Source organism: Metabacillus herbersteinensis (assembly GCF_042433335.1).
Classification (GTDB): Bacteria; Bacillota; Bacilli; order Bacillales; family Bacillaceae; genus Metabacillus; species Metabacillus herbersteinensis.
The window spans coordinates 45,773-58,608 of record NZ_JBHLVO010000007.1 but is presented as its reverse complement, the minus strand read 5'-3'; the positions used below and the strand labels follow the sequence as shown (position 1 = coordinate 58,608).

Here is a 12,836-nt window from a genome sequence, read left to right as displayed (position 1 = left end):
ATTTGATCGAAACACAGAATGTGTAACGTCAGTGGGTCATAGTAGCAGTATAGCGTTTGTCTCTTTTTTCCATAGGAAAATCCCCTCCTAGGTAGACTATTAAGAACATCATATCAAATGTTCTCTTTTTTTACTGTCTACCTGTAGGGGGAAATACCAGATTGCTGTGAGGACAATCTTTTTTTATTTTCATTAACGACACTTTATGTTAACTAGAGTATATACCATCCTAAATCGAAAGCATAAAGTAGGCTACCCTACAAACTTTAAACATTCATGTATCTGTCAAATCTAATAAAACTTAAGCTAGAAGTTACCGTAAGTATATCGTATATAGGTTCTTCTCTAGCTATGGTGATCACCTCGGATAGAACCCCGCGAGTATAGTTACAAATCTAACTAATGAACACGTATTATGATCGACACAACTGTCTATTTGACGGGGTTTATGACCGGGAAAGCTTTTCACCTGGTTTTCCTTACATAATGTTTATTATAGGTTTCCTAAAATATCAGCTTTATTACTATTAACATATTGGTTAATAATATTGATATTTTCATTAATGAACAATGGTATAAGTAAACGTTGGTTTTCTTCTGACAATATCTTATGTTCGGAAGCAAGCTTAAGTAGAACTTCTGCAAACTCAAAATACCCATAAGCAATATAAACAAATATAGCACGAATAATTTTTTGTTGAGAAAAATTTTTGTTTATTAGCTTTTCTGGTGTTTTAAAGTATAATGCATCACCCCAAATAAGTTGCCCTTTTCCATTATATTTTCCCTTTTCGACAAGCTTTCTTTTCCAATAGCTTTTCCGTAAATCAATTAACTCGAGGTCGAATTTAGTAACAAAATTATGGACTTCAGGAAAAAGAGGTTGGTTCTCATAATATGGTGCAAACTCCACTTCTACCTCAATACCGATTGCCTCTTTAAGAGAATGTTCGGCTCCTTTTAATATGTCTAGTTCTGAACCTTGCGTATCAATTTTAATAAAATCTACTTCAGTAATAATGTTATTAACGGTTAGCAATTGATCTAATGAATCTGCTATTATTTTAATAGTTTTTTTAATTTCATGAGGATCTGTATTTTTTTGAGTTTCGGCATGATATCTTTCCAAAAAACTTGTATTTGGGTAATAAATCGAAGAACATGGTTGTTCTTCACATATATGAAAATCAATGATTTTGGAAGAATCTGATAATGCGCTATTAATAACGATGCAATTTTCATTCTTAGATAGATTCAACTTTTTGAATTCTTCAACATCGGGTTCAAATAATATCGCTTTATAATGATTAAGGGTAGATTGTTCCCACCTCTGATTCAAGCCGCCGCCTGCACCAATGTCAGCTACAACAATTGAATTATCCTCTAAAAGCTTCTTAACACTTGTATAATTTTTTAAGTTGCGGAATGGGTAATAATAATGGGGATAATAAAACTGCTTTAATCCATTTATATAATGAACATTTTCTTCAAACCCCATTTCAATCAATTGTTTGGAGATTTCTTCATAATACATACTGGCTACGATTACTACTAAATCATTTTTATTTTCTTTTAACAGAGTATCAGGAGGAAGAATAATATGTTCATTTAGTTTCTTATTCCACTTTGAACTATCATTATCAACAAAATAAGTAAATTCAAATGGTAAAATGTCCATTATTACTATTCCAGCATTTCCTGAGCCAAAAATTACATGTCTTTTCTTGTTCTCTAAGATGGAAAGGTTATGAAATGTCATTGAGAACTCTCCCTTAATTTTTCTAAATGAAGTATATGTTTTTTAAAAGTAAATATTACATCTAATAGCAAAATGACAATGTGCAAGCCTCTCAATTTTAACTTTTTAGTAAGGGATGTCTTGTAGACCCATTTTCTATGTTAAATACGATTAAGTGTGAGTGCTCGATGAGACGCAGAATGAAAGATTCAAGAACTTTGAGTTTTTGAGTTAATTAATTAATTTAAATCATATATTGGTTTTTGAGCGATTATTGAAAATCAGTTGCAAAAATTCATCTAAATTAAGATGCATATTTAGATGGAATTAATTGTAAGCAATTTAAATATTTCGATATTACTCTGTTAATAGATTGGGGAGATGAGTAATGGATGAAATTAAGGAATCTCTAAAAATATCGGCTGTTATTCCTGTATATAATTGTGAACAATACATAACTGATGTAATCAAAAGCCTGGAAAAGCAAACATATCCTCTATATGAAATCATTGTCATTGATGACAATAGTACGGATGCAACTCATTGTAAGGTTTTGAAATTGGCACATGAATCACGCTGCCATATAAAAGCATTTAGGCACCGTGAAAATAAAGGCGTTTCAGAAGCGAGAAACTTAGGGATAAGAAAAGCAAAAGGCAACTGGATTTTATTCATAGATGGTGATGATACCGCCGAACCAAGATTGCTTGAATTACAACTTAAAAGTCTGGAAGCTTGCAGGAAAGAAAAGCCGAATCAGTGGGTACTCGTTCATACGGCTCACAGGCAAATAACAGAAGAGGGTAAGTTTTTCGACGGTATTCATCGATTCAAACAAGTTGAACCAGAAGAAATACTAGGTTATCAGTTTGTACGGAATCATGTTTGTGTGTCAGGAACACTGGTAAACAAAAAGGAAATACAAAAATTAGGCGGATTTGATACGTCTCTTACTCATTCAGAGGATTGGGATATGTGGCTTCAGCTCGCACAAGTTGGGGGATTTGTTTATGTTGATCAACCTTTATTTAATGTAAGAAGACATAAAGAAAATGCTTCAAAAAGAATTAAGGATATGTTAAATGGTGAACAAAAAGTTTTTAAAAAATATGAATTATCATTTATTGAGTCATCCATTAATAAACGCAGTCTTTCTAGAACACAAAATGGTACCGACTATGTATCGATACTTTTTAAGATCGGTTTTTGGGAAGAAGGATATGAATATCTTAAAAAACAAGAAAAAACCACAGACTTTGCCCCTTTATCTTTTTTATTAGGCTTATATTATCTACACCATCAACATATAAATAATGCGAAAGCTTTATTTAATAACACACTAAAGCATAATCCTTGTCATGGAGCAGCTCTTAATAATTTAGGGGCTATTTCTATATTATTAGGACAATATGATGCTGCACAAACTTATCTTCATCGTGCTTTGTCATTGTTTCCGAATTACATTGATGCCAAGCATAATCACTACATACTTAAAACAATGAAATCCGCTAATTATAATGATTTGAAATTCACCTGGAGAGAATTGAGAAAACAATTAACTAGTTATGAAGAGTAAGGGATGGATATCCAGGAAGGAAACAAAAAGCGAATGGTAATGAGTTATAAAGGGTACATTTTTGATTTGGATGATACGTTATATTGTGAACATGATTATGTTCGTTCTGGCTTCCAGGCAGTTGCTGAAGTACTTGCAAAACATACAACTCAATCTATTAATGAGATACATCAATTATTGATTGAAGAATGGAAAAGAAATGGGAGAGGGAGAGTATTTGATGCAGTTTGCGGAAAATTAAAAATCAATAGTGATATTAGTACTCTTGTAAATGTTTACCGAAATCATAAGCCGCTTATCCGATTATATCAAGATGCAGAACGAATGATTCACCATTTAATAGATCAAAAGAAAAAGATTGCGATCATTACAGATGGCCATCCTATAATCCAATGGGCGAAAATTGATGCTCTTTTTCTTCAAAAGTGGTTTCAATGCATTGTAGTCACAGGTGATTTAGGAGAGGAACATTGGAAACCGAGTGCAACACCGTATCGTAAAATTGTTGATTGTTTAGGATTGGATATCAGTGATTGCGTTTATATCGGCGATAACCCTCATAAAGATTTTATAACTGCAAAGAAGCTTGGGATGGGAACGATTCGAATTGTTCGTCCTGTAGGCGACCATATGCAAGTAAAATTAACGAAAGAATTTGAAGCAGATCGAACCTTATCGTCTTTAGAAGAAATAATTTAGGAAATAAGAGCAAGTTCCAGTTACTAAATCGTTTTCATTTTATTTTTCCCTGAGAAGGTGTTTAGTTTGAAAGATGGAAATGTGCTGGTGACTAGTATTTCAAGTAAAGTCCCGCTGATAAAAGCGATAAAAAAAGCTGCACATAAAATAAATCCCTTAATTAAAGTAATTGGTGCAGATCTTCATTCAAATTGTATTGCACGATACTTTGTTGATAGGTTCTGGCAAATGCCAAGGCTTGATGACATAAAAATTGACCAATTGATTCAGTATTGTTTAAAAAACAAAATTATCCATATCATTCCTACAAGAGATGGAGAATTAAAATTTTTTGCAGAACATAAGAAAAAATTAAAAGAAGATGGGATTTATGTGATGGTTCCTAATAATAAATCGGTAGAGATGTGTAATGACAAATATCTTTTTTATAAAAAGCTTTCTGTATTGGCTAATCCTGTTATAACAACCAAAACTGCGATAGATCAAATCAAGAGTCTTAAGTTTGTAGTAAAAGAACGGTTTGGAGCTGGATCACAAAATATTGGGTTAGGGTTATCTAGTGAAGAGGCGTTTCATCATGCCAAAAAGTTGGAGTATCCGATCTTTCAACCATATATTGACGGCTTTGAAGTAAGTGTTGATTTTTATGTTACGAAAGAAGGAGAAGTTAAAGGCATTATTACCCGTAAGCGGGAAATGATAGTCAATGGTGAGTCACAGATTACGACTACCTTTCGTGATGATCATTTAGAAAGGCTTTGCGAAAAAGCAGCGAATGATTTACAACTCTATGGACACAATGTCATGCAGTGGATAATCGACCTTAACGGTGACTATCACATGATTGAATGCAATAGCCGATTTGGTGGGGCATCGACGTTAAGTGTCGCTGCCGGCTTAGACAGCTTGTACTGGTTTTTACTTGAAGCAAGAGGTAAAGATTTAAAAGACTATCCTTTTATTAGGGAAAAACATGAAATAAAGCTTGTCCGGTATGCCGAGGATTTAATTTTATGATCAATGGTGGTGACTATGTTGAAAACTTTAATCATCATCCAAGCCCGCATGGGTTCTACCCGATTGCCTGGAAAGGTGTTAAAACCACTCGGAGAAAGCGTTGTGTTAGATTATGTAATTTCAAGATGCAAGCAAGTTAGCCAAGTTGAAGAAGTGATTGTTGCAACCTCAACGTTAAAGCAAGATGATGTCATTATAAACTGGTGCAAAGAACATGATGTTACCTGTTTCCGTGGATCAGAAGATGATGTTTTGAAGCGTTACTACACCTGTGCAAAACCGCATAATCCGGATTATATTATCCGAGTCACGGCAGACTGCCCGTTTGTTGATTATCACCTAGCTAACCAGATTAATGATGCCATGAAAAAAAAACCGGCAGATTTTGTCATTGTCAATGGGAAATTGCCGCGTGGATTAGTTGTAGAAATGATTGCTTTTTCTGCACTTGAATATATGTATAAACATGGGCATAAATCAAGGTATCGTGAACATGTTACGTATTATGCGTATGAATTTCCAGAAAAGTTTAATCAAACTGAAGTGACCGCTCCTTGTTCACTTCAACATCCTGAACTTCGTATTACGTTAGATACAAAAGAAGATTATCAATTGTGTGTTGCCGTTGCTGATCATTTTTATGGAAACAAACTCATTTCTTCTCAAGATGTTGTTGATTACTTGCGGGCCTACCCTGAAATTGCAAATAAGAATTCACATATAAAGCAGAAGCCGGTAGAGTAGACAGCTTTTTTGAGTTTTCAGAGACTGCTGAACAAGTAAATTATGAAACTCTATAAAAAATGAGTGAGGGTTATAATGAATATCGTTTTCCGGGTTGATGCTTCTATAAGAATTGGAACAGGCCACGTTATGCGCTGTTTAACTTTAGCGGATCATTTGCAAAAAGAAGGAGCACAGATCACTTTTGTGTGTAGAGAATGGAAAGGGAACCTTAACAACTTTATTGAATCAAAAAAATTTCACGTCATACGTCTTTCAAACCAAATTGATCATTTTGATCAAGAAATCGACGCTAATGAAACGCTCCAAAACTTAAAAGAACTCAGAGAGCAGGTCGACTTGCTTATTATTGATCATTATCAAATTGACATCACATGGGAACAACAAGTAAAAAATGCAGTCCGAAAATTAATGGCTATCGATGACCTGGCAAATCGCCAGCATTATTGTGACTTATTGCTTGATCAAAATTATGACCATGATTATCGAACTCGCTATGATCAGTTTGTCCCAGTTCATTGCAGAAAGCTCCTCGGGCCCCAGTATTTAATTCTTCGTCCGGAATTTATAGAAGCAAGGAGGCATTTAAAGACAAGGGATGGGGTCGTAAGGCGAATGCTTGTTTTCTTTGGGGGGAGCGACCCAGAGAATATAACGGAAAAAGCATTAGCAGCTTTAAAGCACATCGGTTTTTCATCGATCCATTTAGATGTTGTTGTAGGAGAAACGAATCCGAATTGTGAAAAGATTAAACAGATGTGTAAGGAGATGAAATGTTATTTTCATTTTCAAATCGACTATCTTGCCAGATTACTTTCCAAAGCGGACCTTGTACTTGGTGCAGGAGGTATTATGATGTGGGAGCGTTGTTATCTCGGAGTTCCTTCCATTACGGTGATGGTTGCCACAAATCAAATAAAACCAGTTAAAGCCGCATCAAGTTATGGAGCTATATGGAATTTAGGATGGCATCAAGATGTAGAAGTATCCGATTTTATCGATAAAGTCAACGCAGCACTTTCATCAACTGATGAATTGAAACAAATGAATCAACGTGCAATGAAATTAATGAACAGTCAAATAATCAAACAAGAACAAAAAAATAAAGTCGTTGAAGCTATTTTAGATATGAAGTAAGGAGGTCAATTTATGCATGAATTCAAACTAGCTGATTGTTATATTGGGAAAAACTATAAACCTTTCATCATTGCAGAAATGTCGGGTAATCACAACCAGTCGCTTGATAAGGCTTTGCAAATCGTCGATGCTGCCGCACAAGCTGGGGTGGATGCATTGAAGCTTCAAACATATACTGCTGAAACAATGACGCTTGATATTGAGGATGGTGAATTTTTTATTAATGACCCAAATAACTTATGGAAAGGGAATTCCCTTTACAAGTTGTATGAAAAGGCATATACCCCGTGGGAGTGGCACGAAGCAATTTTTAACCGCTGTAAAGAACTCGGGCTTGTTGCATTTAGTTCACCTTTTGATGCGACAGCAGTAGATTTTTTAGAAAAATTGAATGTTCCTGCTTATAAAATAGCATCGTTTGAAAATGTCGATATTCCGTTGATACGTAAAGTTGCATCAACAGGAAAACCTTTGTTTATTTCTACTGGAATGGCAAGTGTATCAGAACTTGAAGAAGCTGTTAGGACTGCAACAGAAGTCGGTTGTAAAAGTTTGATTTTATTAAAATGTACGAGTAATTATCCCGCTGCTTCGGAAAATTCAAATATTGCGACCATCCCGCATATGAGGGAGCTTTTCAAATGTCAAGTTGGTTTATCTGATCATACGATGGGGATTGGTGTTGCAATAGCAAGTGTTGTATTAGGCGCAACCGTAATTGAAAAACATTTTACAATTTCAAGAGCAGATGGAGGAGTAGATGCAAAATTTTCTATGGAACCTCATGAAATGAAACAGCTTGTTATCGAAACGAAACGAGCATGGAAATCAATTGGAAAGATAAGCTATGGTGCAACCAAAGAGGAACAAGCATCACTTGTCCATAGACGTTCCTTATATATAACCCAGGACTTGAAAGCAGGTGATGTTATTACAAAAGAAAGTATGCGTGTAATACGTCCTGGATGTGGTCTTCCGCCAAAATATTATGACACAATATTAGGAAATAAGGTAAAAAAAGAAATAAAAAAAGGAACTCCTATATCATGGGAGATCTTTTAAGGAGGTTAGTTAATGCATTTAAGTTAATAAATAAATTATAGCTTTTCCTTTTAAATGATTTCATTTAGATTCCAGTAGATGTGAATTTTCATACAACACTTCCCCCATTCTTTACACATTTCATGACCCATCTATTGATTTTTGTAAAAACCAAAAAACATATATTAATTTTTGAAGGACAATATGTAAACATCATTTTTAATTATCACTCATACAATTTATAGATCGGACAAGGCTTACCATTTGCCGACTGAAAGGAAGGTCGCTAATGTATTTTAAAGAAAAGTCAATTTTAATAATTGGTGCAACGGGTACAATTGGGGAAAGTTTATTAAATGAAATACTTGTTCAACAACCGAAAATGGTTCGTTTGTTTAGTCGAGATGAATATAAGCAAATTAAATTGCGGGAACGGTTAGGAAACATTGAAAATATTCAATTTTTTATTGGTGATGTAAGGGATAATGACCGGCTTTTAAATGCAATGGTCGACATCGATTATGTATTTCATCTCGCTGCAATGAAACACGTGTCTACATGTGAATATAATCCTTATGAAGCAGTCCTTACTAATATTAATGGAACATATAACGTTATTAAATCTTCTCTTGAAAAAAATGTAAAAAAGGTAATTTATATAAGTACAGACAAAGCGATATTTCCCTCTAATACGTATGGTGCAACAAAGTTAACTGCTGAGAGATTAATAACTTCAGCTGAGTATAGTAAAGGTAACCGTTCCACTACTTTTGCAATTGTCAGGCTCGGAAATGTAATAAGTTCAAGAGGGTCTGTTGTACCTCTGTTTGTAAGGCAAATTTTAAACGATAGAAGGATAACCGTTACAAACTTAATGATGACACGTTTTATGATAACGCTGCAACAAGCAACAACGTTGACAATGAAAGCTCTTAAAGAATCAAAGGGTGGGGAAACCTTTGTATTAAAAATGCCTGTGGTTCGATTGAAAGATTTGGTTACAGTTGTTATCGAACAAACATGTGAAAAATATAATATTAACGCTGAGGATATCAAAATGGAAACAATCGGGATACGACCTGGTGAAAAAATGTATGAGGAATTAATGACACCTGAAGAATTGGAGGTTGCCATGGAACTGTCGGACATGTTTGTTATCCCCGCTTTTTTTAAGCAAACAAAAGGCTATGAACATTCGTTTAGAGCGGAATATGGATCATATAGTTCCAAAACGCAAAAACCGTTAACATTAATGCAGATTCGCGAACTATTAAAAAATAGTTTTGTTTAATCAATTGGAATAAAACAAAACAATAAAAGAAATGGATGTTTAATAATGATTCGCCCCTTTAGCTGGTTTGTTGCTCGTCACTTTAATTTTACTAAAGAAGGCTATTCTTTCTATATTTAAGGAAATTTTTTCAAGAGGGCTAATTTCACAAAAAGACACTTGAGTGAGCCCTTTTGTGCAGCCCCAGTTAACTTCGATTTTTAAGCTCCTTGGGCATTTTTTAATTCCTTTTGATAAGAACAAATTATCCCCTTTGAAACAACTATTCTATCATATGTTTCGCCAAGTCTTTTGTAAACTCTATATTTTATCATTCAAAATACATTATTTAAATGTAATTAAGTCAATAATAAAATCTGTAATTTTATCTGATGTTCCATCTATTAGGTTGAATAATTCTTTGATACTGTTTTTCTGGATTGAGGAAAATTTATTCATAAAGGCCGAATCAGTACGAAGATTATTTATCACCTCTATTAATTCTTTAGAGTTCTTCACGTGATTTAATACTACAAAAGGAGTGTCAGTATTTGAAGATGCTATTTGAATAACTGGTTTATTTAGAGCAGCCGCTTCAAAGATAGAAGTGGAAAAGTCCCCCACAATAATGTCTGAAATATTGATTGCGTTGTATACGTCTTCTCCCTTAAAAATCTCATCAGGATGTATTGCATTATTTTTCAAATAATTTGATAAGTGTGTAGAAGGAAAGCTTGGGTGCAATTTATATAAAACTTTGATATTGGATAATTTTTTAATGGCTTGAATGAAGATATTCAAGTTGCTCCGGCAGGATGGATCCTGTTCTGGAGAAGTTGAAAAGACATATAGAATTTTTGTAATATTTTTTTCTATTTGTATATTTTGTTTCGTGTTATATTTTTTAAATTTTAATTCAAGCTTAGGATTTCCAATGACAACTGAATTGGGTGAAATCGGGAGATTGTTCAATAATTTTTGGTGAAAATCCCCCCATAGTATAACAATATCTGCCCCTTTAAAATCATGTGGATGCAGCAGATTTCTCCCAAAAAAGCCGTGTTGAACTAAAATATTTTTAATGGGCGTACTCTCAGAAAAAAAGTTAATTGCATCAATGGAACCTGGGTTCATAAGAAAGTGAATTCCCAAAACACACCTGGGTTTTAGTAAATTAAGCAGTGTTTTAGATCTTATATTTTCTACTGCATATGATCTGTATATTCGTTCAAATAAAAGCCGTTTTTCCCCATTAATCTGAAAGTCTTTGCACCATTTATCTATTGAAGGCGCCAAGTTTGTTTTATATAAAGTATTTGCTTGCTTATTAATTCGGTATTGATCATCCAAATGTTCTTTATATATAATATTAACCTTATCAGATAATATGGTGGTGGGAGGGGAAGCGAACTTATAAATCAGTAAACTAACCGATTTGCCTTTTTTTATTAAACTGTTTGCTAATGGATATAGAAGTTCTTCATAATCCTTTCTATAGTAGCCAAAATCAATTAGAACATCTGTTTGATACCAATTTATATTTATCTTATTAGAATCGAAAGGTTCTTTTTTATTGCTTCTATAGAATGAACCATCTAAGCAATCACTATTTAGAATGCCAAATAGCTTTAATAAATCTAGATGATTTAGGATGTAGTCAGGGTATTTGTTATAAAGAGTACTTAGTGTAGTTACATTATTTTCATTATTTTTAAAGCTCCAATATCGATATAAACCATTTTCTTTTCCAGTCAATTTTCTATTCATATTTACCTTTATTTGATCTTCCGTTCTAGCATGATTCCAAATTCTAAGATCAGCTAATTGACCAATAAAATAACCATATGGTTCTAATGCTCCAAAATAGCCTGATGGGACAACATTTTCTATTGAGCTTGTTAACCCTTTTTTTATAAATTCACCATTGAGATAAAGAAAAGGCGTTTTTTCTTTATATACAATTGCAATATGATTCCAGTCCCGAACATTTCCTTCATATACTAAAGTTGCGGGCAAGTGACTTAAAGTATGTTCGTAAATGGATACACCGTTTATACCTATAGAGAGTCCTACACCTGCTTGGCTTCCATTTCCCCCATCACCAGGAGCGATTATATATCTTTGTCCCCTGATACCTGATGTACCAGTCCTCATTTCGTTATCTATATTATGGGAAGCTAGAGGTTTAACCCATAATTCATAAGTAAACGTATTTTTTATTTCAGAAAACAATTGCGATATTTTCATGACGTTCATTCCGGAAAAGTTGATATACCCAGAGGTATTCAAAGTTATCACCTTTACTTTCTACTAAGTATCTAACTTATTTTATGCAAAGTTTCATATAGTATGGTATGTCGATAGGAAGGGTAGCGCAATTAAATAAGGCGTGGAATTTGTTGTTTAATTTTGTAAAAAATAACGAAATACTATGATTACGTGTGAGGAAATCAAGCGTTTCTTTTTAAGTAGGATATCGCTGTAGAGTACGACGGGTTTTGTTATTTTGAATGGACTAGAAAAGTTAAATTATTGTCGGAATGATTACCTTTTATTTACATATGGTTAAATATGAGTGTTAAATTGGTAAAAGAGTACTTTATTAAGTAGTTAGGACCGAATAAAACACGCTTATAAAATAGTTTAATAATTATTTATTGTACTAGAGTATTATTCCGAAAAGCTGTTACTGCTGTTTTTTTACCGTTCATTTAACAACAGGACAGAATTGAATATTTAAATAATATTTAAATAAAAGGGGAGTTAATATGCTTAATCATTCATCTAAAGACCTCTATTTAGAATTGTTAAAAAAAACAATTTTGTATGAGATATGGCTTGATAGCGAAAGATATTTCCCTATGCCTCAAAATCAGGTTCCTGATTTTATAAAAAACTATTTAAAACAAAATGATTTAGAAATTGTTAAACAAGTATATCCAGATCCTCAAAAACGTCGAGAAGGTCTTGATTGGCCTCCATTTGCACATAGTATGATAGGAAGAATTCGCATTGGAAATTTGCAACAATGTATGACAACTGTGTTGGATGAGAACATTATAGGTGATTTTATAGAAACTGGCGTCTGGAGAGGTGGAGCGTGTATTTTTATGAGGGGCTTTCTCAAAGCTAATGGGATTAATAATAGGCGTGTATGGGTAGCGGACTCTTTTGAAGGGTTACCAGAACCAGATGAAACTAATTATCCTATGGACAAAGGTGCAATATACCATACATATGTTTGATTATTTAAGTGTCTCTTTGGATGAGGTAAAAGAAAATTTTAAAAGATATGGCTTATTAGATGAACTGGTTTGTTTTTTAAAAGGTTGGTTTAAAGATACATTACCAGTGGCTCCAATCGAAAAAATAGCGGTATTAAGACTTGATGGAGATATGTATTCTTCAACTATAGACAGTTTAACAAACCTTTATCCAAAAGTTTCTAAAGGTGGATTTATTATTATTGATGATTACGGAATACCACCTTGTGAAGCTGCTGTAAAAGATTTTAGAAGGGACTTTGGAATTGATGAACCTCTTATTAGAATAGATACCTTTGGTGCTTACTGGAGAAAAACAAAATAAAATTCAGTATGTTTTGTTCTGGCTTA

At 33.6% G+C, this 12,836-nt stretch carries 9 protein-coding genes and 1 pseudogene; 8 read left to right on the top strand and 2 right to left on the bottom strand.

Going from position 1 to position 12,836, the window contains the following annotated elements:
- Positions 1-493 precede the first annotated feature (493 nt).
- Positions 494-1,759 carry an FkbM family methyltransferase gene (locus tag ACFFIX_RS10795; RefSeq protein ID WP_378933724.1) on the bottom strand — a complete coding sequence of 422 codons (1,266 nt, stop codon included), beginning with the start codon at positions 1,757-1,759 and terminating at the stop codon, positions 494-496.
- Positions 1,760-2,126: 367 nt separating this feature from the next.
- Between ACFFIX_RS10795 and ACFFIX_RS10790 the strand changes: the two genes are divergently transcribed.
- From ACFFIX_RS10790 to ACFFIX_RS10760, 7 genes are all read left to right on the top strand, one after another.
- Complete coding sequence (locus tag ACFFIX_RS10790; RefSeq protein ID WP_378933721.1) at positions 2,127-3,314, top strand: glycosyltransferase family 2 protein; 1,188 nt, start codon at positions 2,127-2,129, stop codon at positions 3,312-3,314.
- A 39-nt stretch (positions 3,315-3,353) separates the two neighbouring features.
- A complete protein-coding gene (locus tag ACFFIX_RS10785) occupies positions 3,354-4,013 on the top strand; it encodes an HAD family hydrolase (protein WP_378933718.1) in 660 nt (219 codons plus the stop codon).
- 66 nt (positions 4,014-4,079) lie between these two features.
- Entirely contained in the window at positions 4,080-5,030 is a 951-nt protein-coding gene (locus tag ACFFIX_RS10780) for an ATP-grasp domain-containing protein (RefSeq protein ID WP_378933715.1), read from the top strand.
- A gap of 18 nt (positions 5,031-5,048) precedes the next feature.
- Positions 5,049-5,774 (top strand): cytidylyltransferase domain-containing protein, encoded by a 726-nt coding sequence (locus ACFFIX_RS10775; protein ID WP_378933939.1) that lies wholly within the window; start codon positions 5,049-5,051, stop codon positions 5,772-5,774.
- 75 nt (positions 5,775-5,849) lie between these two features.
- Positions 5,850-6,911: a UDP-2,4-diacetamido-2,4,6-trideoxy-beta-L-altropyranose hydrolase gene (pseG, locus tag ACFFIX_RS10770; RefSeq protein WP_378933713.1), complete on the top strand. Its 1,062-nt coding sequence runs from the start codon at positions 5,850-5,852 to the stop codon at positions 6,909-6,911.
- 12 nt (positions 6,912-6,923) lie between these two features.
- Positions 6,924-7,973 carry a pseudaminic acid synthase gene (pseI, locus tag ACFFIX_RS10765; protein WP_378933710.1) on the top strand — a complete coding sequence of 350 codons (1,050 nt, stop codon included), beginning with the start codon at positions 6,924-6,926 and terminating at the stop codon, positions 7,971-7,973.
- Between the two features lie 268 nt (positions 7,974-8,241).
- On the top strand, positions 8,242-9,243 hold the full coding sequence (locus tag ACFFIX_RS10760; RefSeq protein ID WP_378933707.1) for a polysaccharide biosynthesis protein: 1,002 nt from the start codon (positions 8,242-8,244) through the stop codon (positions 9,241-9,243).
- Positions 9,244-9,567: 324 nt separating this feature from the next.
- On the opposite strand, the gene ACFFIX_RS10755 is transcribed toward ACFFIX_RS10760, so the two are convergent.
- Positions 9,568-11,469, bottom strand: coding sequence for a LamG-like jellyroll fold domain-containing protein (locus ACFFIX_RS10755; RefSeq protein ID WP_378933704.1), 1,902 nt, complete (start codon positions 11,467-11,469; stop codon positions 9,568-9,570).
- A 521-nt stretch (positions 11,470-11,990) separates the two neighbouring features.
- Between ACFFIX_RS10755 and ACFFIX_RS10750 the strand changes: the two are divergent.
- A pseudogene (locus ACFFIX_RS10750) lies at positions 11,991-12,810 on the top strand (TylF/MycF family methyltransferase).
- The last annotated feature ends 26 nt before the right edge of the window (positions 12,811-12,836 follow it).